Below are 24,788 nucleotides of genomic sequence, written 5' to 3' on the forward strand. Positions count from 1 at the left end.
AAAAAAAGTGTTGCCAGCTTCACAAAACTCCCTATAATGCGCCCTCGTTGTCACGGCAAACCACGCTAAGTGAGTTAGCCGAGAGAACGAAGAAAAAAGTGAAAAGCCTTGAAAATAAACGCTTGACACTCAATGAGGAAGATGTAGAATGCACCTCCTCGCAACAACGCAGAAGACCGGAAACGGCAGCGAATGTTGCATTGCTCTTTAACAAATTATCAGACAATCTGTGTGGGCACTCGCAGAGACGATATCTTCTAAAATATTAGATGTATCAAGTCTTGAAGAGTGAACAACAAAAGTAAATTCATTTATGAATAGCTAAGTTTTCGATTTCTTTGAGCATCAAACACTTTTAATTGAAGAGTTTGATCATGGCTCAGATTGAACGCTGGCGGCAGGCCTAACACATGCAAGTCGGGCGGTAACAGGAGAAAGCTTGCTTTCTTGCTGACGAGCGGCGGACGGGTGAGTAATGTATGGGGATCTGCCCGATAGAGGGGGATAACTACTGGAAACGGTGGCTAATACCGCATGACGTCTACGGACCAAAGCAGGGGCTCTTCGGACCTTGCGCTATCGGATGAACCCATATGGGATTAGCTAGTAGGTGGGGTAATGGCTCACCTAGGCGACGATCTCTAGCTGGTCTGAGAGGATGATCAGCCACACTGGGACTGAGACACGGCCCAGACTCCTACGGGAGGCAGCAGTGGGGAATATTGCACAATGGGCGCAAGCCTGATGCAGCCATGCCGCGTGTATGAAGAAGGCCTTAGGGTTGTAAAGTACTTTCAGCGGGGAGGAAGGTGATAAGGTTAATACCCTTATCAATTGACGTTACCCGCAGAAGAAGCACCGGCTAACTCCGTGCCAGCAGCCGCGGTAATACGGAGGGTGCAAGCGTTAATCGGAATTACTGGGCGTAAAGCGCACGCAGGCGGTCAATTAAGTCAGATGTGAAAGCCCCGAGCTTAACTTGGGAATTGCATCTGAAACTGGTTGGCTAGAGTCTTGTAGAGGGGGGTAGAATTCCACGTGTAGCGGTGAAATGCGTAGAGATGTGGAGGAATACCGGTGGCGAAGGCGGCCCCCTGGACAAAGACTGACGCTCAGGTGCGAAAGCGTGGGGAGCAAACAGGATTAGATACCCTGGTAGTCCACGCTGTAAACGATGTCGATTTAGAGGTTGTGGTCTTGAACCGTGGCTTCTGGAGCTAACGCGTTAAATCGACCGCCTGGGGAGTACGGCCGCAAGGTTAAAACTCAAATGAATTGACGGGGGCCCGCACAAGCGGTGGAGCATGTGGTTTAATTCGATGCAACGCGAAGAACCTTACCTACTCTTGACATCCAGCGAATCCTTTAGAGATAGAGGAGTGCCTTCGGGAACGCTGAGACAGGTGCTGCATGGCTGTCGTCAGCTCGTGTTGTGAAATGTTGGGTTAAGTCCCGCAACGAGCGCAACCCTTATCCTTTGTTGCCAGCGCGTAATGGCGGGAACTCAAAGGAGACTGCCGGTGATAAACCGGAGGAAGGTGGGGATGACGTCAAGTCATCATGGCCCTTACGAGTAGGGCTACACACGTGCTACAATGGCAGATACAAAGAGAAGCGACCTCGCGAGAGCAAGCGGAACTCATAAAGTCTGTCGTAGTCCGGATTGGAGTCTGCAACTCGACTCCATGAAGTCGGAATCGCTAGTAATCGTAGATCAGAATGCTACGGTGAATACGTTCCCGGGCCTTGTACACACCGCCCGTCACACCATGGGAGTGGGTTGCAAAAGAAGTAGGTAGCTTAACCTTCGGGAGGGCGCTTACCACTTTGTGATTCATGACTGGGGTGAAGTCGTAACAAGGTAACCGTAGGGGAACCTGCGGTTGGATCACCTCCTTACCTAAGAGATACGTGTTATGTGCAGTGCTCACACAGATTGTCTGATGAAGAACGAGCAAAAGCGCGTCTGCGAAGCTGACTGAAGTCCCCTTCGTCTAGAGGCCTAGGACACCGCCCTTTCACGGCGGTAACAGGGGTTCGAATCCCCTAGGGGACGCCAATGCGCGGTATGAGTGAAAGGCGTACCACACTATATCTGATGAAAATCAGGGAATAGTTAAGATAATTCAAGCGAGTTATTTTACCTATTATGCTCTTTAACAATCTGGAACAAGCTGAAAAATTGAAAACAAATCAATATATCACCGAGGTATATTGATGAGTCTCTCAAAATCTCAGACCTTGAATTTGTGATACTCCAAGGCGAGTGTCATGAGCGAACAACAGCAATTCTAGGCGGACAGCGCGCAGTAAGCGCAGCATACTTAAGTATGTGAGCATTACGAGCACTGCCCAACAACGAATTGATGCTTGTGTAGCCATGACCTTTAAAGTCGTCTTCGAGAGAAACATCTTCGGGTTGTGAGGTTAAGCGAATAAGCGTACACGGTGGATGCCTAGGCAATCAGAGGCGATGAAGGACGTGCTAATCTGCGATAAGCGTCGGTAAGGTGATATGAACCGTTATACCCGACGATTTCCGAATGGGGAAACCCAATATCCCATGGATATTATCATTAACTGAATACATAGGTTAATGAGGCGAACCGGGAGAACTGAAACATCTCAGTACCCCGAGGAAAAGAAATCAACCGAGATTCCCCTAGTAGCGGCGAGCGAACGGGGAGCAGCCCAGAGTCTTAATCAATAGCAGCATCAGGAGAACGGTCTGGAAAGTCCGGCAGTAAAGGGTGATAGCCCCGTATCCGAAGATGCTGTTATTGTGAACTCGACGAGTAGGGCGGGACACGTGTTATCCTGTCTGAATATGGGGGGACCATCCTCCAAGGCTAAATACTCCTGATTGACCGATAGTGAACCAGTACCGTGAGGGAAAGGCGAAAAGAACCCCGGCGAGGGGAGTGAAAAAGAACCTGAAACCGTGTACGTACAAGCAGTAGGAGCCTCTTTATGGGGTGACTGCGTACCTTTTGTATAATGGGTCAGCGACTTATATTCTGTAGCAAGGTTAACCGTATAGGGGAGCCGTAGGGAAACCGAGTCTTAACTGGGCGAATGAGTTGCAGGGTATAGACCCGAAACCCGGTGATCTATCCATGGGCAGGTTGAAGGTTGGGTAACACTAACTGGAGGACCGAACCGACTAATGTTGAAAAATTAGCGGATGACTTGTGGATGGGGGTGAAAGGCCAATCAAACCGGGAGATAGCTGGTTCTCCCCGAAAGCTATTTAGGTAGCGCCTCGTGAACTCATCTTCGGGGGTAGAGCACTGTTTCGACTAGGGGGTCATCCCGACTTACCAACTCGATGCAAACTGCGAATACCGAAGAATGTTATCACGGGAGACACACGGCGGGTGCTAACGTCCGTCGTGAAGAGGGAAACAACCCAGACCGCCAGCTAAGGTCCCAAAGTCATGGTTAAGTGGGAAACGAAGTGGGAAGGCTCAGACAGCCAGGATGTTGGCTTAGAAGCAGCCATCATTTAAAGAAAGCGTAATAGCTCACTGGTCGAGTCGGCCCGCGCGGAAGATGTAACGGGGCTAAACCATGCACCGAAGCTGCGGCAGCGACACTATGTGTTGTTGGGTAGGGGAGCGTTCTGTAAGCCTGCGAAGGTGTACTGTGAGGTATGCTGGAGGTATCAGAAGTGCGAATGCTGACATAAGTAACGATAATGCGGGTGAAAAACCCGCACGCCGGAAGACCAAGGGTTCCTGTCCAACGTTAATCGGGGCAGGGTGAGTCGACCCCTAAGGCGAGGCTGAAAAGCGTAGTCGATGGGAAACGGGTTAATATTCCCGTACTGGTGGTAACTGCGATGGGGGAACGGAGAAGGCTAGGTTGTCCGGGCGACGGTCGTCCCGGTTCAAGCATGTAGGCAGAGTGATTAGGCAAATCCGGTCACTTAATGCTGAGGTGTGATGACGAACCACTAAGGTGGTGAAGCAATTGATGCCCTGCTTCCAGGAAAAGCCTCTAAGCTTCAGGTTACCAACAATCGTACCCCAAACCGACACAGGTGGTCAGGTAGAGAATACTCAGGCGCTTGAGAGAACTCGGGTGAAGGAACTAGGCAAAATGGTGCCGTAACTTCGGGAGAAGGCACGCTGGCGGTAAGTGAAATCCCTTGCGGATGGAGCCGAAGCCAGTCGAAGATACCAGCTGGCTGCAACTGTTTATTAAAAACACAGCACTGTGCAAACACGAAAGTGGACGTATACGGTGTGACGCCTGCCCGGTGCTGGAAGGTTAATTGATGGGGTTATCCTTAGGGAGAAGCTCTTGATCGAAGCCCCAGTAAACGGCGGCCGTAACTATAACGGTCCTAAGGTAGCGAAATTCCTTGTCGGGTAAGTTCCGACCTGCACGAATGGCGTAATGATGGCCAGGCTGTCTCCACCCGAGACTCAGTGAAATTGAACTCGCTGTGAAGATGCAGTGTACCCGCGGCAAGACGGAAAGACCCCGTGAACCTTTACTATAGCTTGACACTGAACATTGAGCCTTGATGTGTAGGATAGGTGGGAGACTATGAAGTGTGGACGCCAGTCTGCATGGAGTCAACCTTGAAATACCACCCTTTAACGTTTGATGTTCTAACCTAGGTCCATAATCTGGATCGGGGACCGTGTCTGGTGGGTAGTTTGACTGGGGCGGTCTCCTCCTAAAGAGTAACGGAGGAGCACGAAGGTTGGCTAAGCATGGTCGGACATCATGCGGTTAGTGCAAAGGCATAAGCCAGCTTGACTGTGAGAGTGACGGCTCGAGCAGGTACGAAAGTAGGTCTTAGTGATCCGGTGGTTCTGAATGGAAGGGCCATCGCTCAACGGATAAAAGGTACTCCGGGGATAACAGGCTGATACCGCCCAAGAGTTCATATCGACGGCGGTGTTTGGCACCTCGATGTCGGCTCATCACATCCTGGGGCTGAAGTAGGTCCCAAGGGTATGGCTGTTCGCCATTTAAAGTGGTACGCGAGCTGGGTTTAGAACGTCGTGAGACAGTTCGGTCCCTATCTGCCGTGGGCGTTGGAAGATTGAGAGGGGTTGCTCCTAGTACGAGAGGACCGGAGTGAACGCACCACTGGTGTTCGGGTTGTCATGCCAATGGCATTGCCCGGTAGCTAAGTGCGGAAGAGATAACCGCTGAAAGCATCTAAGCGGGAAACTTGCCTCGAGATGAGTCTTCCCTGTCACCTAGAGTGACCTAAAGGAACGTTTAAGACTAAGACGTTGATAGGCTGGGTGTGTAAGCGTAGCGATACGTTGAGCTAACCAGTACTAATGAACCGTGAGGCTTAACCTGACAACACCGAAGGTGTTTTGTCAGAGAGACGAAACGATGAAGTAAGCTTGTTTAAGATTGATATTACTGGTGACGAACCGTTAAAGGGTGAGTGACGAGTAATAAAACAGAATTTGCTTGGCGGCCATAGCGCAACGGTCCCACCTGATCCCATGCCGAACTCAGAAGTGAAACGTTGTAGCGCCGATGGTAGTGTGGGGTCTCCCCATGTGAGAGTAGGGAACTGCCAGGCATTAAATTTAGGCTGTGTCAGCCGGTGACAATAAGCCACTAGTGCTGATATGGCTCAGTTGGTAGAGCACACCCTTGGTAAGGGTGAGGTCCCCAGTTCGAATCTGGGTATCAGCACCATAAAAAATTAATTATAACTACATAAACAGATAGTTATAAAAACAGAATTTGCTTGGCGGCCATAGCGCAACGGTCCCACCTGATCCCATGCCGAACTCAGAAGTGAAACGTTGTAGCGCCGATGGTAGTGTGGGGCCTCCCCATGTGAGAGTAGGGAACTGCCAGGCATTAAATAAGACGAGAAAGCCAACCCAATGGGTTGGCTTTTTTGCGTTCTAAGATCTCTGAAATACAGATGTGAGATCTCCATACTAATCACTTATCACTTTGCTATCCTCAGTGATACTTGGCTGTTAAACTAAGCTATCAGCTAAATGAGGTAGACTTTCATGAAAGAATCGGTTTCATTGCAAGCATTTAATACATTTGGTTTGAGAGCAAAAGCTCACCAAATAGAAACTGCAAATAATAAAGATGAGCTTTGTATTTATTGGCAAAAGGCCCATGAGCAGAAATTACCAACCCTTATTCTAGGTGGTGGTAGTAACATACTATTTACCGAAGATTTTGATGGTATAGTCATTCGCAACTGTATTGCTGGTATTGAAATTACTGAAGATGAGCAATATTGGTCTGTTCATGTAGGAGCAGGCGAAAACTGGCATGCACTAATTGAATATCTGTTAGAACAAAACATCTATGGACTGGAAAATTTAGCGCTGATCCCAGGAAATGTAGGTTCAGCACCAATACAAAATATTGGCGCTTATGGTAAAGAATTAAAAGATGTTTGTGCTTATGTTGATATTGTTGAGTTAAGCACAGGTCATGTTCATCGATTAACTAATAATGAATGTCAGTTTGGTTATCGTGATAGTATTTTCAAACATCATTACCAGCAAGGCTTCGCTATTATTGCTGTCGGTTTACAGCTTAGTAAAAAATGGGCGCCTATTCTTACGTACGGTGATTTATCAAAATTATCATTAGAAACGGTAACACCAAAAGATGTGTTTGTATCTGTATGTTCCATGAGAACGAGCAAACTACCAAATCCTACTATAACAGGTAATGCGGGTAGTTTTTTCAAGAATCCAATTGTTGATATTCGTATTGCACAACATTTAAAAGCAGAATACCCTTTCTGCCCTCAATATGTTCAACAAGATGGTGTAAAACTTGCCGCAGGTTGGCTGATTGATCAATGTGGTCTTAAAGGTCATCAGATTGGTGGTGCCGCTGTTCATATGAAACAAGCACTTGTTCTCATCAATAAAGACGGTCTAGCCACAGGCAAAGACATTGTTAATTTAGCTGCATATATCCGTCAAAAAGTCTTCGAGCGCTTCGGTGTACAATTAGAGCCAGAAGTGCGTTTTATGGGTAAATATGGCGAAATCAATGCAGTGGACGCTATTTCATGAAAGAAACACCAACACCCTTATTATTAATTGAACTCCTTGCGGACGGAAATATCCATTCAGGGGAGCAACTAGGCGATAGCTTAGGAATGACTCGTGCAGGTATTAATAAACATATTCAGACATTACGCAGTTGGGGTATTGATGTTCAAACTGTCGCGGGAAAGGGCTATCAGCTAGATGCCCCGATGAATTTGTTAAATGTGGATAGTGTAAACAAGAACATCAAAGGTGAACCTGCTAGCGTTATTCCTGTTATAGATTCTACAAACCAATACTTAATCCAACGTATTAGTGAGCTAAAATCGGGTGATGTCTGCATTGCTGAATACCAGTCTGCTGGTCGAGGTAGAAGAGGGCGCCAATGGATTTCTCCTTTTGGTCGAAATTTATACTTGAGTATGTATTGGAAACTCGATCAAGGCCCTGCTGCTGCAATAGGATTGAGTTTGGTGGTTGGTGTTATTATGGCTGAAGTATTGCAAAAACTTGGCGCAGATGGCGTTAAAGTTAAATGGCCTAACGATCTCTATTTAAATGATAAAAAGCTTTCAGGCATTCTTGTTGAGCTAACAGGAAAAACAGGTGATGTTGCACATATTGTTACAGGTATTGGTATCAATATAGCAATGAGTAAAAATCAAAATGAAGCGATTAACCAACAATGGATTAATTTAGAGCAGGTTGGCATTAGAATTGATAGAAATGAACTTGCTTGTGAAATTACTAATGCATTAAGAGACGCATTTGTTCAATTTGAAAAACAAGGGCTATCTGTGTTTATTGAACGTTGGAAACGTTTAGATAACTTTATGGATCGTAGAGTGAAGCTTATTATTGGTGAAAAAGAGATCTTTGGCATTGCCAAAGGAATCAATGATCAAGGCGCTTTGCTTTTAGAGCAAGATGGAAAAATTATACCTTATATAGGTGGTGAGATTTCGCTGAGAAGTGCATCGTAATGCTTTAAATAGCACCGAATTTCTAAAACTAAAAAAGCTTTCCTAATCTGGAAAGCTTTTTATTTATCAATACTAATTTTAATAACTAAAATATAATAATATTTATATGAAATGATGATAATTGTTTAGATTTACTTACGTAACCGAACATTAGTGATCGTATGATTTTGACCTTTGGTTAGTATTAGACTTGCTCTTTCTTTTGTTGGCAAAATGTTCTGTTTCAAATTCAAACCATTAATTTCTTGCCAAATAGAAGACGCTATTTCAATAGATTCTTCTCTGCTTAATTTAGAGTAATTATTAAAATACGATTCAGGATCCGTAAATGCACCTTCTCTAAATTTTAAAAAGCGACTGATATACCAGTGTCTTAGCAATGCTTCTTCAGCATCAACATAAATGGAAAAATCGACATAATCTGATACGAAAACATTATGTGGATCATGAGGATAATCCTGATTGCTCTGTAATACATTCAATCCTTCAAGGATTAAAATATCAGGTTGTTCTATAACCTGTTTTTTGTCTGGAATGATGTCATACACTAAATGAGAATAGACAGGGGCAGTGACTTGTTTTTTACCCGATTTTATATCAGAAACGAAAGAGACAAGACTATGCATATCATAGGATTCAGGAAATCCTTTTTTTTTCATTATCCCGCGTTTCTTTAATTCTGCATTAGGTAAAAGAAAACCATCAGTAGTAATTAAATCAACTTTACGATGTTCTGGCCAACGGGTTAAAAGTGCTTGCAACAAACGGGCTGTGGTACTTTTACCGACAGCAACACTACCCGCTATACCAATAATATAGGGGATTTTGGCGCTTCTTGTTCCAAGAAACTGCTCTAAGACCGCTTGACGACGCAAGTTAGAACTTATGTAAAAATTGAGTAATCTTGAAAGAGGAAGATAAATCTCAATTACATCATCAATAGAAATTTCTTCGTTAATCCCTTTTAAATCAGTAATTTCTTTTTCGGTTAGCGTTAAAGGAACGGAATCTCTTAACGTTGCCCAGTGCTTTCTGTCAAACTCTAAATAAGGGGTTATAAAGCGTTCTTTGTTATTCATAAGCCAACATCTGCCTAATATTCGCAGGTTGGACAGGCTGTTTAAAACACCCGTATCCGATAAAAAATAAACAGCATCATAACGAGTGATGTCTCTTAGGCGTAGATATTTTTTAAATTTTTTCTACTTTTTTTGACACGAACTGAATAAATCTATAAAAAAAGTACAAAAAACACTCATGAAAAATAATTTTTTAGCGTAAACTAAGAAAATTATAATTAATTTTTTTCTAAAATTTATTGATGGTTAATAAATTTGGGACTGAATAGCTAAATTAGCTTGCTAATCTATCATGAATTTTTGTTGGCATTTTGGTCGTTTTTTTCCTAAAAAATCAACAATCCAATCAAAAATGAACAAAATCTAAGCAAAAGAACAAATATCGCAATTTTTTTGTTGCATCATGATGAAAGTCCTCCTAGAATGCGCACCACTTAGCCGGCATAGCTCAGTTGGTAGAGCAACTGACTTGTAATCAGTAGGTCCCGAGTTCGACTCTTGGTGCCGGCACCATTAAAAATTAGGTTTGGTGGGATACCCAAGCGGCCAAAGGGAGCAGACTGTAAATCTGCCGTCACAGACTTCGAAGGTTCGAATCCTTCTCCCACCACCATTAATTCCTAACTTAAGTGTTTTAAATTAGTAAACACTTGAGTAGAATACAAAGCTGATTTTAAGTCAGGTAGCCGAGTTCTGCGGGCATCGTATAATGGCTATTACCTCAGCCTTCCAAGCTGATGATGCGGGTTCGATTCCCGCTGCCCGCTCCAGATGTGCTGATATAGCTCAGTTGGTAGAGCGCACCCTTGGTAAGGGTGAGGTCGGCAGTTCGAATCTGCCTATCAGCACCACTCCTTCATGTTCTTGCCTCCCTGATTAAAATCTTAACAAGCACTAGCAAATCGCTAATTTACTTACTGCTTGGTTGATGTGGTGTAACCACCGATTCCGTGTCTTAGAGGGACAATTTAAATGTCTAAAGAAAAATTTGAACGTTCAAAACCGCACGTTAACGTTGGTACTATCGGCCACGTTGACCACGGTAAAACAACTCTGACTGCTGCAATCACTACAGTTTTAGCTAAAACTTACGGTGGTGCTGCTCGTGCATTCGATCAAATCGATAATGCGCCAGAAGAAAAAGCGCGTGGTATCACCATTTCTACTTCGCACGTAGAATACGATACTCCAACTCGCCACTACGCACACGTAGACTGCCCAGGTCACGCCGACTATGTTAAAAACATGATCACGGGTGCTGCGCAAATGGACGGCGCTATTCTGGTAGTAGCAGCAACTGATGGTCCAATGCCACAAACACGTGAGCACATCCTGTTAGGTCGTCAGGTTGGTGTTCCTTACATCATCGTATTCCTGAACAAATGTGACATGGTAGATGATGAAGAACTGTTAGAATTAGTTGAAATGGAAGTTCGTGAACTTCTGTCTCAATACGATTTCCCAGGTGATGACACGCCAGTAATCCGTGGTTCAGCGCTGAAAGCACTGGAAGGCGAAGCTGAGTGGGAAGCAAAAATTGTTGAATTAGCAGAAGCACTGGATTCTTATATCCCAGAGCCAGAGCGTGCAATTGACAAACCATTCCTGTTACCAATCGAAGACGTATTCTCAATCTCAGGCCGTGGTACAGTAGTAACAGGTCGTGTTGAGCGTGGTATTATTAAAGTTGGTGAAGAAGTTGAAATCGTAGGTATCAAAGATACGGCTAAAACAACGTGTACTGGCGTTGAAATGTTCCGTAAATTACTTGACGAAGGTCGTGCAGGTGAGAACGTTGGTGTTCTGTTACGTGGTACTAAACGTGAAGAAATCGAACGTGGACAAGTACTGGCTAAACCAGGTTCAATCAAACCACACACTAAATTCGAAGCAGAAGTTTATATTCTGAGCAAAGATGAAGGTGGTCGTCACACTCCATTCTTCAAAGGCTACCGTCCACAGTTCTACTTCCGTACAACTGACGTAACGGGTACTATCGAATTACCAGAAGGCGTAGAAATGGTAATGCCAGGTGACAACATCAACATGATCGTTGAACTGATTCACCCAATCGCGATGGACGACGGTTTACGTTTCGCTATCCGTGAAGGTGGCCGTACAGTAGGTGCGGGCGTTGTTGCTAAAGTAATTTTAGGTTAATTACTCGCGTAATTCTCCTAGAGAAGGGCATCATTAGATGCCCTTTTTTGTATCTGAAAATGAGGTATTTTAAATTTCAATAAAATATTAATGCCTTTCTTGCTTCACCATCCTCGATGATATAAATACACTTAAGTTAAACAAATAGAAATTGAAATCATAATAATTATCATTTACTATCCTTTTCGTGAGTAGTTAATGAGGTTGTTATTATGTACGTATGTCTTTGCCACGGAGTGAGTGATAAAAAAATTATCTCGACAGTCCATAAACATCAAATCCACACTATTAATGAATTACGTAAGATCTTACCTGTTGGAAGTTGTTGTGGTAAGTGTGTACGTCAAGCTCGTCAACTTATCGAAAATGAGCAAGTTGCTCTTCATCCTCAAATTTCTGAAGTTGCATAACAATTTTAAATTTCCTTTCTCTCCTCTTTGTATAAAAGGTCTACACTAAAAAGACTGGAAGCAAAGGAGCATAAAAATGAAAGGTGATAAAAAAATGATAGCCCACCTTAATAAGTTATTAGGTGGTGAGCTTGTTGCAATTAATCAGTATTTCCTACATGCCCGAATGTTCAAGAATTGGGGGCTTACACGCCTCAATGAAATGGAATATCATGAATCCATAGATGAAATGAAACACGCTGATAAATATATCGAGCGTATTTTGTTCCTTGAAGGCATTCCTAACTTACAAGATTTAGGTAAATTAAACATCGGCGAAGATGTTGAAGAAATGCTACGTTCTGATTTGGAATTGGAATTAGGCGGTGCCAAAGATTTACGTGAAGCCATTGCCTACGCTGATTCAATTCATGACTATGTTAGTCGTGATCTTATGTTAGAAATTCTAACCGATGAAGAAGGGCATATTGATTGGATTGAAACCCAACTTGAACTTATTGAACGAATGGGAATTCAAAACTATCTACAAGCGCAAATGATTGAAGAGTAATCCATCAATTTTAGTGGATTGTTAGACTGTTTTTAAAGCAAAGGTGATGAAGAACGCCTTTGCTTTCTTTATTTTTGAAAAGATAAAATGAATTTTTATCGCTGATTTTTTATTCTTGGCTTGATTTCATCATTCAGGCAAGTATAATGCGCAGGCTCACTGATTTAGTGAGGCTGATTTATCAGCTAATGCAGATTTTTTTATTGCATTAATATAATACTCCCGATTGGGGAGTTATATGCAGAACGATTACACTCTCTCATCAATCGAAATGGGTACGAGTAGTAATCATTTACGTTTATAAAAAATAGTTGGAGCTCTGGTCTCATGCAGAACCAAAGAATCCGTATCCGCCTGAAAGCTTTTGATCATCGTCTGATTGATCAATCAACTGCGGAAATCGTAGAGACTGCTAAGCGCACTGGTGCGCAAGTTCGTGGTCCAATCCCACTGCCGACTCGCAAAGAGCGTTTCACAGTGTTGATTTCTCCGCACGTTAATAAAGATGCGCGTGATCAGTATGAAATTCGCACTCACAAACGTCTGGTTGACATCGTTGAGCCAACCGAGAAAACCGTTGATGCTCTGATGCGTCTGGATCTGGCTGCCGGCGTAGACGTGCAGATCAGCCTAGGTTAATCAGGTCATCAAGCGATTGAGAGGTTGAAACAATGATTGGTTTAGTCGGTAAGAAAGTAGGAATGACTCGTATCTTCACTGAAGATGGCGTTTCAATCCCTGTAACCGTTATCGAAATTGAAAACAACCGTGTTACTCAGGTCAGAGATCTGGAGAAAGACGGTTATCGTGCCATTCAGGTGACTACTGGTAGCAAAAAAGCTAACCGTGTACTGAAACCTGAAGCAGGTCATTTTGCTAAAGCTGGTGTTGAAGCTGGCCGCTTACTACGTGAATTCCGTCTGAATGAAGGCGAAGAATATACTGTAGGTCAAAGCATTAGCGTAGAAATTTTCGCTGACGTTAAAAAAGTCGACGTTACTGGAACATCTAAAGGTAAAGGTTTTGCTGGTACTGTAAAGCGCTGGAATTTCCGTACTCAAGATGCTACCCACGGTAACTCCTTGTCTCACCGTGTTCCGGGTTCTATCGGTCAGAACCAGACTCCGGGTAAGGTGTTCAAAGGCAAGAAAATGGCAGGTCAACTGGGTAACGAACAAGTTACCGTTCAGAGCCTGGAAGTAGTACGTGTTGACGCTGAGCGCAACCTGCTGCTGGTCAAAGGTGCTGTCCCAGGTGCAACTGGCAGTGACCTGATCGTTAAACCAGCTGTCAAGGCGTAACGTCGAGGAGATAGGAATGGAATTGGTAATGAAAGACGCGCAAGGCGCGCTGACTGTTTCCGAAACTACCTTCGGGCGTGACTTTAACGAAGCGCTTGTGCATCAAGTAGTCGTTGCATACGCTGCTGGTGCTCGTCAAGGTACTCGTGCTCAGAAAACCCGTGCTGAAGTTTCTGGTTCAGGCAAAAAGCCTTGGAGACAGAAAGGTACTGGTCGTGCACGTTCAGGTTCAATCAAGAGCCCAATTTGGCGCTCTGGTGGTGTTAGCTTCGCGGCTAAACCACAGGACCACAGTCAAAAAGTAAACAAAAAGATGTACCGTGGTGCTCTGAAGAGCATTCTGTCTGAACTGGTACGTCAAGATCGTCTGATCGTCGTAGAGAAGTTCTCTGTTGAAGCGCCTAAAACTAAACTTTTAGCACAGAAACTGAAAGATATGGCTCTGGAAGATGTTCTGATCATTACTGCTGATGTAGATGAGAATCTGTATTTAGCAGCACGCAACTTATATAAAGTTGACGTACGTGATGCAGCAACAATCGACCCTGTTAGCTTAATCGCCTTCGACAAAGTCGTCATGACTGCTGACGCTGTGAAGCAAGTTGAGGAGATGCTGGCATGATCCGTGAAGAACGTCTGCTGAAAGTACTGCGCGCGCCGCATGTATCTGAAAAAGCTTCTATCGCGATGGAAAAATCAAATACCATCGTTCTCAAAGTTGCTAAAGACGCGACCAAAGCAGAGATTAAAGCAGCTGTACAAAAACTGTTTGAAGTCGAAGTTGAAAGTGTTAACACTCTGCTGATGAAAGGCAAAGTGAAACGTCACGGTCAGCGTATTGGTCGTCGTAGCGACTGGAAAAAAGCTTACGTCACCCTGAAGGAAGGCCAGAATCTGGACTTCGTCGGCGGCGCTGAGTAAGTCGGAGGAGTAAAGAACAATGGCAATTGTTAAATGTAAACCTACGTCTCCGGGCCGTCGCCACGTAGTTAAAGTGGTAAACCCTGAGCTGCATAAAGGGAAACCTTATGCGCCATTGCTGGAAAAAAACAGCAAGTCCGGTGGTCGTAACAACAATGGTCGTATCACTACCCGTCATATTGGTGGTGGTCACAAACAGGCTTACCGTATTGTTGACTTTAAACGCAACAAAGATGGTATCCCTGCGACAGTAGAACGTCTGGAATATGATCCAAACCGTTCAGCTAACATCGCTTTAGTGCTGTATGCTGATGGTGAACGTCGCTACATTCTGGCTCCAAAAGGCCTGAAAGCGGGTGATAAAGTTCAGTCTGGCGTTGATGCTGCTATCAAAGCGGGTAACACCTTACCAATGCGTAATATCCCGGTTGGTTCTACAGTTCATAACGTAGAAATGAAACCAGGTAAAGGTGGTCAGTTAGCTCGTTCAGCAGGTACTTACGTTCAGATCGTTGCTCGTGATGGTGCTTATGTCACTATTCGTCTACGTTCTGGTGAAATGCGTAAAGTTCCTTCTGATTGCCGTGCAACTATCGGTGAAGTAGGCAACTCTGAGCACATGTTACGCGTTCTGGGTAAAGCTGGTGCAAGTCGCTGGCGTGGTATTCGTCCTACCGTTCGCGGTACTGCGATGAACCCAGTCGATCACCCACATGGTGGTGGTGAAGGTCGTAACTTTGGTAAACACCCAGTAACACCTTGGGGCGTTCAAACCAAAGGTAAGAAGACTCGTAAAAACAAACGCACTGAACATTTCATCGTTCATCGTCGTACTAAGAAATAATTAGAGGATAAGCCATGCCACGTTCTCTCAAGAAAGGTCCTTTTATTGACCTGCACTTGCTGAAGAAGGTAGAGAAAGCGGTGGAAAGCGGTGACAAAAAGCCTGTTAAGACTTGGTCCCGTCGTTCAACGATCTTTCCTAACATGATCGGTTTGACCATCGCTGTCCATAATGGTCGTCAGCATGTTCCAGTTTACGTTTCCGACGAAATGGTTGGTCACAAACTGGGTGAATTCGCGCCGACCCGTACTTATCGCGGTCATGCAGCCGATAAAAAGGCTAAGAAAAAATAAGGTAGGAGGAAGAGATGGAAACTATCGCTATGCATCGCCACGCTCGTTCTTCTGCTCAGAAGGTTCGCTTGGTAGCTGACCTGATTCGCGGTAAGAAAGTGTCGCAAGCTCTGGAAATTTTAACCTTTACCAACAAGAAAGCTGCTGGTTTAGTGAAGAAAGTACTGGAGTCTGCTATTGCTAATGCAGAACACAACGATGGCGCTGACATTGATGATCTGAAAGTAGCTAAGATCTTTGTTGACGAAGGTCCTTCTATGAAGCGCATTATGCCTCGTGCAAAAGGCCGTGCAGATCGTATTCTGAAGCGCACCAGCCACATCACTGTGGTTGTGTCTGATCGCTGAGACTCTGGAGACTAGCAATGGGTCAAAAAGTACATCCTAATGGTATCCGCCTTGGCATTGTCAAGCCTTGGAATTCCACATGGTATGCGGGTACCAATGAATTCGCTGACAACCTAGACAGCGATTTTAAAGTACGTCAGTACTTAACTAAAGAACTGGCTAAAGCATCTGTATCTCGTATCGTTATCGAACGTCCTGCGAAAAGCATCCGTGTGACTATTCACACTGCTCGCCCAGGTATCGTTATCGGTAAAAAAGGTGAAGATGTTGAAAAACTGCGCAAAAACGTAGCGGATATCGCTGGCGTTCCTGCGCAAATTAATATCGCCGAAGTACGTAAACCTGAACTGGACGCAAAATTAGTTGCTGACAGCATCACTTCACAGCTGGAACGTCGTGTTATGTTCCGTCGTGCTATGAAGCGTGCGGTACAGAACGCTATGCGTTTAGGCGCTAAAGGTATTAAAGTGGAAGTAAGTGGTCGTTTAGGCGGCGCTGAAATCGCTCGTACTGAATGGTATCGTGAAGGTCGTGTACCTCTGCACACTCTGCGTGCAGATATCGACTACAATACCTCAGAAGCACATACCACTTATGGTGTGCTCGGCGTTAAGGTATGGATCTTCAAAGGTGAGATCCTGGGTGGTATGGCTGCAGTTGAACAGGCGGAAAAACCGGCTGCTCAACCTAAAAAGCAGCAGCGTAAAGGCCGCAAGTAAGGAGAGTCGCTGATGTTACAACCAAAGCGTACAAAATTCCGTAAAGTGCACAAAGGCCGCAACCGTGGCTTAGCTGCCGGTGCGGATGTAAGCTTCGGGACTTACGGTCTTAAAGCTGTGGGCCGTGGTCGTCTGACTGCACGTCAGATCGAAGCGGCACGTCGTGCAATGACCCGTGCAGTTAAGCGTCAGGGTAAAATCTGGATCCGTGTGTTCCCAGACAAACCAATCACTGAAAAGCCGCTCGAAGTCCGTATGGGTAAAGGTAAAGGTAACGTTGAGTATTGGGTTGCCTTAATCCAGCCAGGTAAAGTCCTGTATGAAATGGATGGTGTGCCTGAAGAACTGGCCCGTGAAGCATTCAAGCTGGCGGCAGCAAAACTGCCTATCAAAACCACCTTTGTAACTAAGACGGTGATGTAATGAAAGCAAAAGAGCTGCGCGAAAAGAGCGTTGAAGAGCTGAACACAGAACTGCTGAACTTACTGCGTGAGCAGTTTAACCTGCGCATGCAGGCAGCAAGTGGTCAGTTACAACAGTCTCATCTGTTGAAACAAGTGCGTCGTAATATCGCACGCGTTAAGACTTTACTGACTGAGAAGGCGGGTGCGTAATGACCGATAAAATCCGTACTCTGCAAGGTCGTGTAGTTAGTGACAAAATGGAGAAATCTATTGTCGTTGCTATCGATCGTATGGTTAAACACCCATTATATGGTAAGTTTATCCGTCGTACGACCAAACTGCATGTACATGACGAGAACAACGAATGTGGAATTGGTGACGTAGTAGAAATTCGTCAAACACGTCCACTGTCTAAGACTAAGTCTTGGGCGTTAGTTCGCGTTGTAGAAAAAGCTGTTCTGTAATAAAATAGCCTTTTCGTACGAAATAAACGGCTCAAAACTGAACGAGCCGTTTATTTTTTCTGTCCATATCGAGAATGTGGTGTTATAATGCCGCTCCCTCGTATTATGGGATATTGAACGGCCTCTTCTAATGTGGAAGTGGCTCAGTAGTAGTTGACATTTAGCGGAGCACTAAAATGATCCAAGAACAGACTATGCTGAACGTGGCCGACAACTCCGGTGCACGTCGCGTAATGTGTATCAAGGTTCTAGGTGGCTCGCACCGTCGCTACGCAGATGTAGGTGACATCATCAAAATTACCATCAAGGAAGCAATTCCACGTGGTAAAGTTAAGAAAGGTGATGTACTGAAAGCGGTAGTGGTGCGCACCAAGAAGGGTGTTCGTCGCCCTGACGGTTCTGTCATTCGCTTCGATAGCAACGCTTGTGTATTGTTAAACAACAACAGCGAGCAAGTTATTGGTACGCGTATTTTTGGGCCGGTTACTCGTGAACTTCGTAACGAGAAGTTTATGAAAATAATCTCTCTGGCACCTGAAGTACTCTAAGGAGCAGGCAATGGCAGCGAAAATCCGTCGTGAAGACGAAGTTATCGTGCTAACTGGTAAAGATAAAGGTAAGCGCGGTAAAGTAAAACAGGTTCTTTCTTCTGGTAAAGTTATCGTTGAAGGTATCAATCTGGTTAAAAAACATCAGAAGCCAGTTCCGGCTCTGAACCAACCAGGTGGCATCGTTGAAAAAGAAGCTTCTATCCAAGTTTCTAACGTTGCAATCTTCAATGCGGCAACCGGCAAGGCTGACCGTGTAGGTTTTAGATTCGAAGACGGCAAAAAAGTCCGTTTCTTCAAGTCTAATAAAGAAACTATCAAGTAATTTGGAGTATACGATGGCGAAACTGCATGATTACTACAAAGACGAGGTAGTCCAAAAACTGATGTCTCAGTTTGGTTACCATTCTGTCATGCAAGTCCCTCGGGTCGAGAAGATCACCCTGAATATGGGTGTTGGTGAAGCGATTGTTGATAAAAAACTGCTGGACAATGCAGCAGCTGATTTAGCAGCAATCTCAGGTCAAAAACCTTTGATCACCAAAGCACGCAAATCTGTTGCAGGCTTCAAAATCCGCCAGGGCTATCCGATCGGCTGTAAAGTGACCCTGCGTGGCGAACGCATGTGGGAGTTCTTTGAACGCCTGATCTCTATTGCTGTACCACGTATCCGTGACTTCCGTGGTTTGTCCGCTAAATCATTTGATGGACGTGGTAACTACAGCATGGGCGTACGTGAGCAAATCATCTTCCCTGAAATCGATTACGATAAAGTGGATCGTGTTCGTGGTTTGGATATTACCATTACTACGACTGCGAAATCAGATGATGAAGGTCGCGCACTGTTAGCAGCGTTTAACTTCCCGTTCCGCAAGTAAGGCAGGGCATTCATGGCTAAGAAATCTATGAAAGCACGTGATGTAAAACGTGCGAATTTAGCTGAGAAATTCTTCGCAAAACGCGCAGAACTGAAAGCTATCGTTTCAGATGTGAACGTATCTGACGAAGATCGTTGGAATGCTGTTCTGAAACTGCAAACTATGCCACGTGATTCAAGTCCTTCACGTCAGCGTAACCGCTGCCGTCAAACTGGACGTCCGCACGGTTTCCTGCGGAAATTTGGCCTCAGCCGTATTAAAGTCCGTGAAGCCGCTATGCGCGGTGAAATCCCGGGCCTTAGAAAGGCTAGCTGGTAATTACCATAATTGAATCACGGGAGTAAAGACAGATGAGCATGCAAGATCCCATCGCGGATATGCTGACCCGTATCCGTAACGGTCAGGCCGCGAATAAAGTTGCGGTCACAATGCCTTCCTCCAAGCTGAAAGTGGCGATTGCCAACGTGCTTAAGGAAGAAGGTTATATTGAAGATTTTAAAATTGAAGGCGACACTAAGCCGGAATTGGAAATCACTTTAAAATATTTCCAAGGTAAGGCTGTAGTAGAAAGCATTCAGCGCGTAAGCCGTCCAAGTCTGCGCATCTATAAAAGAAAAGATGAGCTGCCACAAGTTATGGCAGGACTGGGCATCGCTGTTGTTTCTACCTCAAAAGGTGTTATGACTGATCGTGCAGCTCGCCAAGCAGGTCTTGGTGGCGAGATTATCTGCTACGTAGCTTAATTCGGGAGGAAAGAATGTCTCGTGTGGCAAAAGCACCCGTCGTCATTCCTGCCGGCGTAGAGGTTAAACTCAACGGTCAGGTAATTACGATTAAGGGTAAAAACGGCGAGCTAACTCGTACTATCCATAATGCAGTTGAAATTCAACATGCTGACAACCAATTAACTTTCGCTCCACGCGATGGTTTTGCTGATGCATGGGCACAGGCGGGTACTACTCGTTCTCTGTTAAATGCAATGGTTGTAGGTGTTACCGAAGGCTTCACTAAAAAACTGCAACTGGTAGGTGTAGGTTATCGTGCGTCTATTAAAGGCAATGCGGTTAACTTATCAGTAGGTTTTTCACATCCAGTGGAACACCAACTGCCAGCAGGCATCACTGCTGAATGTCCAACACAAACTGAAATCGTACTGAAAGGTGCGGATAAGCAAGTGATTGGCCAAGTAGCAGCTGAACTGCGTGCTTACCGTCGCCCTGAACCTTATAAAGGTAAAGGTATTCGTTACGCCGACGAAGTTGTGCGTATCAAAGAGGCTAAGAAGAAGTAAGGTAACACTATGGATAAGAAAGCAGCTCGTATCCGTCGTGCGACCCGCGCACGCCGTAAGCTCCAGGAATTGGGTGCGACTCGCCTGGTGGTACACCGTACCCCTCGCCATATTTATGCGCAGGTTATTGCACCAAACGGTTCTGAAACTTTGGTGGCCGCTTCTACTACAGAAAAAGCTATCATTGAGCAACTGAAAAACACTGGAAACAAAGAAGCAGCAGCGGTAGTTGGTAAAATTGTTGCTGAACGCGCTCTGGAAAAAGGTATCAAAGTAGTATCATTTGACCGTTCCGGTTTCCAATATCATGGTCGAGTCCAGGCACTGGCAGATGCTGCCCGTGAAGCTGGCCTTCAGTTCTAAGGTAGGAGTGTAAGATGGCTCACATCGAGAAACAAGCTGGCGAACTGCAGGAAAAGCTGATCGCGGTAAACCGCGTATCTAAAACCGTTAAAGGTGGTCGTATCTTTAGCTTCACCGCTCTTACAGTAGTTGGTGATGGTAATGGCCGCGTTGGTTTTGGATATGGCAAAGCTCGCGAAGTTCCGGCAGCAATCCAGAAAGCGATGGAAAAAGCCCGTCGCAATATGAAAACCGTCGCTTTAAACAACGGTACTCTGTTCCACCCTGTTAAAGGTACTCACACAGGCTCACGCGTATTTATGCAGCCTGCTCATGAAGGTACCGGTATCATCGCAGGTGGTGCAATGCGTGCAGTTCTAGAAGTGGCTGGCGTTCGTAACGTACTGGCTAAAACCTATGGTTCCACTAACCCGATTAACGTGGTTCGTGCAACACTGGACGCTTTAGATAGCATGAAGTCTCCAGATATGGTCGCAGCTAAGCGTGGTAAATCCGTTGAAGAAATTCTGGGGTAATGACCATGGCTAAGACTATTAAAATTACTCAAACACGCAGCTTAATCGGTCGTCTGCCTAAACATAAGGCAACTATGACTGGTTTAGGACTGCGTCGCATCGGTCACACTGTAGAACGCGAAGATACACCAGCAGTTCGCGGTATGATCAACTTGGTTTCCTATATGGTTAAAGTTGAGGAGTAAGAGATGCGTTTAAATACTCTGTCTCCGGCTGAAGGTGCCAAGCATGCGCCTAAACGTGTAGGTCGTGGTATCGGTTCTGGCTTAGGTAAAACTGGCGGCCGTGGTCACAAAGGTCAGAAATCTCGTTCTGGCGGTGGCGTACGTCGTGGTTTTGAAGGCGGCCAGATGCCTTTATATCGTCGTTTACCAAAATTTGGTTTTACTTCACGTAAATCATTTGTGACTGCGGAAATCCGTCTGTCTGATTTAGCTTACGTTGAAGGCGATGTAATCGATCTGAATGCACTGAAAGCCGCAAACGTTGTTGGCCCACAGATTGAATTTGCAAAATTAATTCTATCTGGCGAGGTTAACCGTGCAGTGACTATTCGTGGTCTGCGTGTTACCAAAGGTGCCCGTGCAGCAATCGAATCAGCTGGCGGTAAAATTGAGGAATAAGTGACAGATGGCTAAACAACCAGGTTTAGATTTTCAGAGTGCTAAAGGTGGTGTTGGTGAACTAAAACGCAGACTTTTGTTTGTTCTTGGTGCACTTATTGTCTTTAGAATTGGCTCTTTTATTCCTATCCCTGGTATTGATGCCACTGTGCTTGCCAAATTGCTCGATCAGCAAAAAGGCACCATCATTGAAATGTTTAACATGTTCTCTGGTGGTGCTCTTAGCCGTGCTTCTATCTTTGCGCTGGGTATCATGCCTTATATTTCGGCATCGATTATTATCCAACTCTTATCAGTGGTTAACCCTCGGTTAGCAGAGATTAAGAAGGAAGGGGAGGCCGGTCGTCGTAAGATCAGCCAATATACCCGTTATGGTACTTTGGTGCTGGCGATATTCCAATCTATTGGTATCGCAACAGGCTTACCGAATATGCCAGGAATGCAAGGTCTGGTAATCAATCCAGGTCTACCATTCTATATTACGGCTGTTGTGAGCTTAGTCACAGGAACAATGTTCCTAATGTGGTTAGGTGAGCAAATCACTGAACGTGGTATTGGTAACGGTATCTCAATCATTATCTTTGCAGGTATCGTTGCAGGTCTTCCGCCTGCCATTGGTCAAACCATCGAGCAGGCGCGGCAAGGCGAACTGCACTTCCTCCTGTTATTGTTGGTTGCAGTATTGGTGTTCGCGGTTACTTTCTTTGTTGTTTTTGTTGAAAGGGGACAACGTCGTATCGTTGTTAACTATGCAAAACGTCAACAAGGGCGTAGAATATACGCGGCACAAAGTACACATCTACCACTTAAAGTAAATATGGCGGGTGTTATACCAGCAATTTTTGCTTCAAGTATTATCCTGTTTCCTGGTACAATAACCTCTTGGTTTGGCGATGGTACAGGGTGGGGTTGGCTGACAACGATTTCTTTAAATCTACAGCCTGGTCAACCTATTTATGTGTTACTATACGCTGCTGCAATCATATTCTTCTGTTTCTTCTATACGGCGTTGGTTTTCAACCCAAGAGAAACGGCAGATAACCTGAAGAAGTCCGGTGCATTTGTACCAGGAATTCGCCCGGGAGAGCAGACGGCTAAATATATAGATAAAGTAATGACACGTTTAACCCTAATCGGTGCCTTGTATATTACCTTTATCTGTCTCATCCCGGAGTTCATGCGTGACGCAATGAAAGTACCTTTCTATTTTGGTGGTACTTCCCTCTTAATCGTGGTTGTGGTCATCATGGATTTTATGGCTCAAGTGCAAACTCTTCTGATGTCAAGTCAGTATGAGTCTGCATTGAAAAAAGCAAATCTTAAAGGTTAATTACTGATAAGCGATTTGTTTTAGAAGTTACGGAGAGTAAAAATGAAAGTTCGTGCTTCCGTCAAGAAAATGTGCCGTAACTGCAAAATTGTTAGACGTCACGGTCACGTGCGTGTAATTTGCAGCGTCGAGCCTAAGCATAAACAGCGTCAAGGCTAATTTATTGCATTTTTTTCTTGCAAAGTTCGGTTGAGCTGGCTAAATTAGCCAGCCCAATCTTTTATAATATATACAGTATTGTTTGAGTATCCTGAAAACGGGCTTTTCAGAATAGTACTGTATAACTGCTAATTTAGGAGTGCATAGTGGCCCGTATAGCAGGCATTAACATTCCTGATCATAAACATACTGTAATCGCATTAACTTCGATTTATGGTATCGGTAAAACCCGCTCACAGGCTATCTGTGTAGCTGCTGGTATTGCTGAAAATGTTAAGATCAGTGAGCTGTCTGAAGAGCAAATCGACAAGCTGCGTGACGAAGTTGCCAAATACGTTGTAGAAGGTGATCTGCGTCGTGAAGTTACCCTGAGCATCAAACGTCTGATGGATCTTGGTACTTACCGTGGTTTACGTCATCGTCGTGGTCTACCAGTTCGCGGTCAGCGTACTAAGACTAACGCACGTACCCGTAAGGGTCCGCGTAAGCCGATCAAGAAATAATCGGGGTATTTGAACAATGGCAAAAGCACCTATTCGTGCACGTAAGCGTGTAAGAAAACAAGTCTCTGACGGTGTGGCTCATATCCATGCTTCTTTCAACAACACAATCGTTACTATTACCGATCGTCAAGGTAACGCATTGGGTTGGGCTACTGCCGGTGGTTCCGGTTTCCGTGGTTCTCGTAAATCTACTCCGTTCGCGGCTCAGGTTGCAGCAGAACGTTGCGCTGAGGCTGTTAAAGAGTACGGAATTAAGAACTTGGAAGTTATGGTTAAAGGACCTGGTCCTGGTCGTGAGTCAACTATCCGTGCATTAAACGCGGCTGGTTTCCGCATCACTAATATTACTGATGTGACTCCGATTCCTCATAACGGTTGTCGTCCACCGAAAAAACGTCGCGTTTAATAACGTTTTCGTTTTTAGGAAAGTTGGAGAAAGAAAATGGCAAGATATTTGGGTCCTAAGCTCAAGCTGAGCCGCCGTGAAGGTACAGATTTATTTCTAAAATCTGGCGTTCGGGCGATTGACACCAAGTGTAAACTGGAACAAGCACCAGGTCAGCACGGCGCACGTAAACCGCGTCTTTCTGATTACGGTGTTCAGTTACGTGAAAAACAAAAAGTACGTCGTATTTACGGTGTTCTAGAGCGTCAGTTCCGTAACTACTACAAAGAAGCAACTCGTCTGAAAGGCAACACAGGTGAAAACCTGCTGACTCTGCTGGAAGGTCGTCTGGATAACGTTGTTTATCGTATGGGCTTTGGCGCAACTCGCGCAGAAGCACGTCAGATGGTTAGCCATAAAGCAATCATGGTAAATGGTCGCGTGGTTAACATTGCTTCTTATCAGGTTTCCCCGAATGACGTAGTCAGCGTTCGTGAAAAATCGAAAAAACAGTCTCGTATTAAGGCTGCTTTAGAGCTGGCTGAACAGCGTGAAAAGCCAACATGGCTGGAAGTTGATGCTGCTAAGATGGAAGGTGTGTTCAAACGTATTCCTGAACGTACTGATTTATCTGCTGACATTAACGAGCACCTGATCGTCGAGCTTTACTCCAAGTAAGGCTTAGCACCAAAGAGAGGA

Annotated in this window: 32 protein-coding genes, 6 tRNA genes and 4 rRNA genes; 41 read left to right on the forward strand and 1 reads right to left on the reverse strand. The window is 44.9% G+C overall.

What is annotated here, in order from left to right; translation table 11 throughout:
• Window positions 1-356: 356 nt before the first annotated feature.
• The 8 genes from SB028_RS00800 to birA all read left to right on the forward strand — a co-directional run bounded on the left by SB028_RS00800 (window position 357) and on the right by birA (window position 8,002).
• A 16S ribosomal RNA gene (locus SB028_RS00800) occupies window positions 357-1,899 on the forward strand.
• A gap of 84 nt (window positions 1,900-1,983) precedes the next feature.
• Window positions 1,984-2,059, forward strand: a tRNA-Glu gene (locus SB028_RS00805).
• Window positions 2,060-2,425: 366 nt separating this feature from the next.
• Window positions 2,426-5,328, forward strand: a 23S ribosomal RNA gene (locus SB028_RS00810).
• A 116-nt stretch (window positions 5,329-5,444) separates the two neighbouring features.
• A 5S ribosomal RNA gene (rrf, locus tag SB028_RS00815) occupies window positions 5,445-5,560 on the forward strand.
• A 43-nt stretch (window positions 5,561-5,603) separates the two neighbouring features.
• Window positions 5,604-5,679, forward strand: a tRNA-Thr gene (locus SB028_RS00820).
• Window positions 5,680-5,730: 51 nt separating this feature from the next.
• Window positions 5,731-5,846 (forward strand): 5S ribosomal RNA (gene rrf / locus SB028_RS00825).
• The 16S, 23S and 5S rRNA genes sit together here with 2 tRNA genes alongside, the layout of an rRNA operon.
• Window positions 5,847-6,008: 162 nt before the next feature.
• Window positions 6,009-7,043: a UDP-N-acetylmuramate dehydrogenase gene (gene murB, locus SB028_RS00830; RefSeq protein WP_069368856.1), complete on the forward strand. Its 1,035-nt coding sequence runs from the start codon at window positions 6,009-6,011 to the stop codon at window positions 7,041-7,043.
• Window positions 7,040-8,002, forward strand: coding sequence for a bifunctional biotin--[acetyl-CoA-carboxylase] ligase/biotin operon repressor BirA (birA, locus tag SB028_RS00835; RefSeq protein ID WP_069368857.1), 963 nt, complete (start codon window positions 7,040-7,042; stop codon window positions 8,000-8,002). Before murB ends, birA begins: the two co-directional genes overlap by 4 nt.
• Window positions 8,003-8,133: 131 nt before the next feature.
• Here the strand turns inward: birA and coaA are convergent, their stop codons facing one another.
• Entirely contained in the window at window positions 8,134-9,081 is a 948-nt protein-coding gene (gene coaA, locus SB028_RS00840) for a type I pantothenate kinase (RefSeq protein WP_069368858.1), read from the reverse strand.
• A 437-nt stretch (window positions 9,082-9,518) separates the two neighbouring features.
• Here coaA and SB028_RS00845 point away from each other — a divergent pair.
• The 33 genes from SB028_RS00845 to rpsD all read left to right on the forward strand — a co-directional run bounded on the left by SB028_RS00845 (window position 9,519) and on the right by rpsD (window position 24,767).
• Window positions 9,519-9,594: transfer RNA gene (locus SB028_RS00845), tRNA-Thr, on the forward strand.
• A 15-nt stretch (window positions 9,595-9,609) separates the two neighbouring features.
• A tRNA-Tyr gene (locus SB028_RS00850) sits at window positions 9,610-9,694 on the forward strand.
• An 82-nt stretch (window positions 9,695-9,776) separates the two neighbouring features.
• A tRNA-Gly gene (locus SB028_RS00855) sits at window positions 9,777-9,851 on the forward strand.
• A gap of 5 nt (window positions 9,852-9,856) precedes the next feature.
• Window positions 9,857-9,932: transfer RNA gene (locus SB028_RS00860), tRNA-Thr, on the forward strand.
• A gap of 121 nt (window positions 9,933-10,053) precedes the next feature.
• Window positions 10,054-11,241 (forward strand): elongation factor Tu, encoded by a 1,188-nt coding sequence (gene tuf, locus SB028_RS00865; RefSeq protein WP_318859710.1) that lies wholly within the window; start codon window positions 10,054-10,056, stop codon window positions 11,239-11,241.
• A 212-nt stretch (window positions 11,242-11,453) separates the two neighbouring features.
• A complete protein-coding gene (gene bfd, locus SB028_RS00870; protein WP_069368785.1) occupies window positions 11,454-11,651 on the forward strand; it encodes a bacterioferritin-associated ferredoxin in 198 nt (65 codons plus the stop codon).
• Window positions 11,652-11,727: 76 nt separating this feature from the next.
• Entirely contained in the window at window positions 11,728-12,201 is a 474-nt protein-coding gene (gene bfr / locus SB028_RS00875) for a bacterioferritin (protein WP_069368786.1), read from the forward strand.
• 327 nt (window positions 12,202-12,528) lie between these two features.
• Entirely contained in the window at window positions 12,529-12,840 is a 312-nt protein-coding gene (gene rpsJ, locus SB028_RS00880; RefSeq protein ID WP_001181005.1) for a 30S ribosomal protein S10, read from the forward strand.
• 32 nt (window positions 12,841-12,872) lie between these two features.
• Window positions 12,873-13,502 (forward strand): 50S ribosomal protein L3, encoded by a 630-nt coding sequence (rplC, locus tag SB028_RS00885; protein ID WP_023583465.1) that lies wholly within the window; start codon window positions 12,873-12,875, stop codon window positions 13,500-13,502.
• A 16-nt stretch (window positions 13,503-13,518) separates the two neighbouring features.
• Window positions 13,519-14,124 (forward strand): 50S ribosomal protein L4, encoded by a 606-nt coding sequence (rplD, locus tag SB028_RS00890; protein ID WP_023583466.1) that lies wholly within the window; start codon window positions 13,519-13,521, stop codon window positions 14,122-14,124.
• A complete protein-coding gene (gene rplW, locus SB028_RS00895; RefSeq protein WP_004246962.1) occupies window positions 14,121-14,423 on the forward strand; it encodes a 50S ribosomal protein L23 in 303 nt (100 codons plus the stop codon). Before rplD ends, rplW begins: the two co-directional genes overlap by 4 nt.
• A gap of 19 nt (window positions 14,424-14,442) precedes the next feature.
• Entirely contained in the window at window positions 14,443-15,267 is an 825-nt protein-coding gene (gene rplB, locus SB028_RS00900) for a 50S ribosomal protein L2 (protein WP_006535497.1), read from the forward strand.
• A 14-nt stretch (window positions 15,268-15,281) separates the two neighbouring features.
• The gene (rpsS, locus tag SB028_RS00905) at window positions 15,282-15,560 is read left to right on the forward strand and encodes a 30S ribosomal protein S19 (protein ID WP_004246960.1); all 279 of its coding nucleotides are present in this window, start codon (window positions 15,282-15,284) and stop codon (window positions 15,558-15,560) included.
• 14 nt (window positions 15,561-15,574) lie between these two features.
• Window positions 15,575-15,907 (forward strand): 50S ribosomal protein L22, encoded by a 333-nt coding sequence (gene rplV, locus SB028_RS00910; protein ID WP_006535498.1) that lies wholly within the window; start codon window positions 15,575-15,577, stop codon window positions 15,905-15,907.
• 17 nt (window positions 15,908-15,924) lie between these two features.
• Window positions 15,925-16,626: a 30S ribosomal protein S3 gene (gene rpsC / locus SB028_RS00915; protein WP_004246958.1), complete on the forward strand. Its 702-nt coding sequence runs from the start codon at window positions 15,925-15,927 to the stop codon at window positions 16,624-16,626.
• 12 nt (window positions 16,627-16,638) lie between these two features.
• Entirely contained in the window at window positions 16,639-17,049 is a 411-nt protein-coding gene (rplP, locus tag SB028_RS00920; protein WP_006535500.1) for a 50S ribosomal protein L16, read from the forward strand.
• Window positions 17,049-17,240, forward strand: coding sequence for a 50S ribosomal protein L29 (gene rpmC / locus SB028_RS00925; protein WP_004238624.1), 192 nt, complete (start codon window positions 17,049-17,051; stop codon window positions 17,238-17,240). The genes rplP and rpmC overlap by 1 nt, the downstream gene beginning before the upstream one ends.
• Window positions 17,240-17,494, forward strand: coding sequence for a 30S ribosomal protein S17 (gene rpsQ, locus SB028_RS00930; RefSeq protein ID WP_023583468.1), 255 nt, complete (start codon window positions 17,240-17,242; stop codon window positions 17,492-17,494). The genes rpmC and rpsQ overlap by 1 nt, the downstream gene beginning before the upstream one ends.
• Window positions 17,495-17,670: 176 nt before the next feature.
• A complete protein-coding gene (rplN, locus tag SB028_RS00935; protein WP_004246955.1) occupies window positions 17,671-18,042 on the forward strand; it encodes a 50S ribosomal protein L14 in 372 nt (123 codons plus the stop codon).
• Window positions 18,043-18,052: 10 nt separating this feature from the next.
• The gene (rplX, locus tag SB028_RS00940; RefSeq protein WP_006535502.1) at window positions 18,053-18,367 is read left to right on the forward strand and encodes a 50S ribosomal protein L24; all 315 of its coding nucleotides are present in this window, start codon (window positions 18,053-18,055) and stop codon (window positions 18,365-18,367) included.
• A gap of 13 nt (window positions 18,368-18,380) precedes the next feature.
• On the forward strand, window positions 18,381-18,920 hold the full coding sequence (gene rplE / locus SB028_RS00945; protein WP_036933223.1) for a 50S ribosomal protein L5: 540 nt from the start codon (window positions 18,381-18,383) through the stop codon (window positions 18,918-18,920).
• A gap of 12 nt (window positions 18,921-18,932) precedes the next feature.
• Entirely contained in the window at window positions 18,933-19,238 is a 306-nt protein-coding gene (rpsN, locus tag SB028_RS00950) for a 30S ribosomal protein S14 (RefSeq protein WP_006535503.1), read from the forward strand.
• Window positions 19,239-19,270: 32 nt separating this feature from the next.
• Window positions 19,271-19,663 carry a 30S ribosomal protein S8 gene (rpsH, locus tag SB028_RS00955; protein ID WP_004246950.1) on the forward strand — a complete coding sequence of 131 codons (393 nt, stop codon included), beginning with the start codon at window positions 19,271-19,273 and terminating at the stop codon, window positions 19,661-19,663.
• A gap of 14 nt (window positions 19,664-19,677) precedes the next feature.
• On the forward strand, window positions 19,678-20,211 hold the full coding sequence (gene rplF / locus SB028_RS00960) for a 50S ribosomal protein L6 (RefSeq protein ID WP_036933221.1): 534 nt from the start codon (window positions 19,678-19,680) through the stop codon (window positions 20,209-20,211).
• Between the two features lie 9 nt (window positions 20,212-20,220).
• Window positions 20,221-20,574 carry a 50S ribosomal protein L18 gene (gene rplR, locus SB028_RS00965; RefSeq protein WP_023583471.1) on the forward strand — a complete coding sequence of 118 codons (354 nt, stop codon included), beginning with the start codon at window positions 20,221-20,223 and terminating at the stop codon, window positions 20,572-20,574.
• A gap of 14 nt (window positions 20,575-20,588) precedes the next feature.
• On the forward strand, window positions 20,589-21,089 hold the full coding sequence (gene rpsE, locus SB028_RS00970; RefSeq protein ID WP_023583472.1) for a 30S ribosomal protein S5: 501 nt from the start codon (window positions 20,589-20,591) through the stop codon (window positions 21,087-21,089).
• Window positions 21,090-21,094: 5 nt separating this feature from the next.
• Complete coding sequence (gene rpmD / locus SB028_RS00975) at window positions 21,095-21,274, forward strand: 50S ribosomal protein L30 (protein WP_036914634.1); 180 nt, start codon at window positions 21,095-21,097, stop codon at window positions 21,272-21,274.
• 3 nt (window positions 21,275-21,277) lie between these two features.
• Complete coding sequence (gene rplO / locus SB028_RS00980; protein ID WP_004246944.1) at window positions 21,278-21,712, forward strand: 50S ribosomal protein L15; 435 nt, start codon at window positions 21,278-21,280, stop codon at window positions 21,710-21,712.
• 7 nt (window positions 21,713-21,719) lie between these two features.
• Window positions 21,720-23,042: a preprotein translocase subunit SecY gene (gene secY / locus SB028_RS00985; RefSeq protein ID WP_006535510.1), complete on the forward strand. Its 1,323-nt coding sequence runs from the start codon at window positions 21,720-21,722 to the stop codon at window positions 23,040-23,042.
• Between the two features lie 42 nt (window positions 23,043-23,084).
• Window positions 23,085-23,201, forward strand: a complete 117-nt coding sequence (rpmJ, locus tag SB028_RS00990) for a 50S ribosomal protein L36 (RefSeq protein ID WP_071788572.1) — start codon at window positions 23,085-23,087, stop codon at window positions 23,199-23,201.
• 146 nt (window positions 23,202-23,347) lie between these two features.
• Entirely contained in the window at window positions 23,348-23,704 is a 357-nt protein-coding gene (gene rpsM, locus SB028_RS00995; protein WP_036914623.1) for a 30S ribosomal protein S13, read from the forward strand.
• A 16-nt stretch (window positions 23,705-23,720) separates the two neighbouring features.
• Window positions 23,721-24,110 carry a 30S ribosomal protein S11 gene (rpsK, locus tag SB028_RS01000; RefSeq protein WP_002919257.1) on the forward strand — a complete coding sequence of 130 codons (390 nt, stop codon included), beginning with the start codon at window positions 23,721-23,723 and terminating at the stop codon, window positions 24,108-24,110.
• Between the two features lie 36 nt (window positions 24,111-24,146).
• Window positions 24,147-24,767: a 30S ribosomal protein S4 gene (gene rpsD, locus SB028_RS01005; protein WP_004246942.1), complete on the forward strand. Its 621-nt coding sequence runs from the start codon at window positions 24,147-24,149 to the stop codon at window positions 24,765-24,767.
• Window positions 24,768-24,788: the final 21 nt, after the last annotated feature.

This window comes from Proteus vulgaris, from assembly GCF_033708015.1.
In the GTDB taxonomy this organism is placed as follows: Bacteria; Pseudomonadota; Gammaproteobacteria; order Enterobacterales; family Enterobacteriaceae; genus Proteus.

Coding starts and splice junctions, on each gene's coding strand:
- murB (WP_069368856.1), top strand. CDS start 6,009: ATGAAAGAATCGGTTTCATTGCAAGCATTTAATACATTTGGTTTGAGA.
- rplV (WP_006535498.1), top strand. CDS start 15,575: ATGGAAACTATCGCTATGCATCGCCACGCTCGTTCTTCTGCTCAGAAG.
- rpmD (WP_036914634.1), top strand. CDS start 21,095: ATGGCTAAGACTATTAAAATTACTCAAACACGCAGCTTAATCGGTCGT.
- birA (WP_069368857.1), top strand. CDS start 7,040: ATGAAAGAAACACCAACACCCTTATTATTAATTGAACTCCTTGCGGAC.
- tuf (WP_318859710.1), top strand. CDS start 10,054: ATGTCTAAAGAAAAATTTGAACGTTCAAAACCGCACGTTAACGTTGGT.
- rplD (WP_023583466.1), top strand. CDS start 13,519: ATGGAATTGGTAATGAAAGACGCGCAAGGCGCGCTGACTGTTTCCGAA.
- rpmC (WP_004238624.1), top strand. CDS start 17,049: ATGAAAGCAAAAGAGCTGCGCGAAAAGAGCGTTGAAGAGCTGAACACA.
- rplO (WP_004246944.1), top strand. CDS start 21,278: ATGCGTTTAAATACTCTGTCTCCGGCTGAAGGTGCCAAGCATGCGCCT.
- rpsN (WP_006535503.1), top strand. CDS start 18,933: ATGGCTAAGAAATCTATGAAAGCACGTGATGTAAAACGTGCGAATTTA.
- rpsQ (WP_023583468.1), top strand. CDS start 17,240: ATGACCGATAAAATCCGTACTCTGCAAGGTCGTGTAGTTAGTGACAAA.
- rplN (WP_004246955.1), top strand. CDS start 17,671: ATGATCCAAGAACAGACTATGCTGAACGTGGCCGACAACTCCGGTGCA.
- rplW (WP_004246962.1), top strand. CDS start 14,121: ATGATCCGTGAAGAACGTCTGCTGAAAGTACTGCGCGCGCCGCATGTA.
- coaA (WP_069368858.1), bottom strand. CDS start 9,081: ATGAATAACAAAGAACGCTTTATAACCCCTTATTTAGAGTTTGACAGA.
- bfd (WP_069368785.1), top strand. CDS start 11,454: ATGTACGTATGTCTTTGCCACGGAGTGAGTGATAAAAAAATTATCTCG.
- rplE (WP_036933223.1), top strand. CDS start 18,381: ATGGCGAAACTGCATGATTACTACAAAGACGAGGTAGTCCAAAAACTG.
- rpsS (WP_004246960.1), top strand. CDS start 15,282: ATGCCACGTTCTCTCAAGAAAGGTCCTTTTATTGACCTGCACTTGCTG.
- rplP (WP_006535500.1), top strand. CDS start 16,639: ATGTTACAACCAAAGCGTACAAAATTCCGTAAAGTGCACAAAGGCCGC.
- rpsK (WP_002919257.1), top strand. CDS start 23,721: ATGGCAAAAGCACCTATTCGTGCACGTAAGCGTGTAAGAAAACAAGTC.
- rplX (WP_006535502.1), top strand. CDS start 18,053: ATGGCAGCGAAAATCCGTCGTGAAGACGAAGTTATCGTGCTAACTGGT.
- rpsC (WP_004246958.1), top strand. CDS start 15,925: ATGGGTCAAAAAGTACATCCTAATGGTATCCGCCTTGGCATTGTCAAG.
- bfr (WP_069368786.1), top strand. CDS start 11,728: ATGAAAGGTGATAAAAAAATGATAGCCCACCTTAATAAGTTATTAGGT.
- rpmJ (WP_071788572.1), top strand. CDS start 23,085: ATGAAAGTTCGTGCTTCCGTCAAGAAAATGTGCCGTAACTGCAAAATT.
- rpsE (WP_023583472.1), top strand. CDS start 20,589: ATGGCTCACATCGAGAAACAAGCTGGCGAACTGCAGGAAAAGCTGATC.
- rpsH (WP_004246950.1), top strand. CDS start 19,271: ATGAGCATGCAAGATCCCATCGCGGATATGCTGACCCGTATCCGTAAC.
- rplC (WP_023583465.1), top strand. CDS start 12,873: ATGATTGGTTTAGTCGGTAAGAAAGTAGGAATGACTCGTATCTTCACT.
- rplB (WP_006535497.1), top strand. CDS start 14,443: ATGGCAATTGTTAAATGTAAACCTACGTCTCCGGGCCGTCGCCACGTA.
- secY (WP_006535510.1), top strand. CDS start 21,720: ATGGCTAAACAACCAGGTTTAGATTTTCAGAGTGCTAAAGGTGGTGTT.
- rpsJ (WP_001181005.1), top strand. CDS start 12,529: ATGCAGAACCAAAGAATCCGTATCCGCCTGAAAGCTTTTGATCATCGT.
- rplF (WP_036933221.1), top strand. CDS start 19,678: ATGTCTCGTGTGGCAAAAGCACCCGTCGTCATTCCTGCCGGCGTAGAG.
- rpsD (WP_004246942.1), top strand. CDS start 24,147: ATGGCAAGATATTTGGGTCCTAAGCTCAAGCTGAGCCGCCGTGAAGGT.
- rplR (WP_023583471.1), top strand. CDS start 20,221: ATGGATAAGAAAGCAGCTCGTATCCGTCGTGCGACCCGCGCACGCCGT.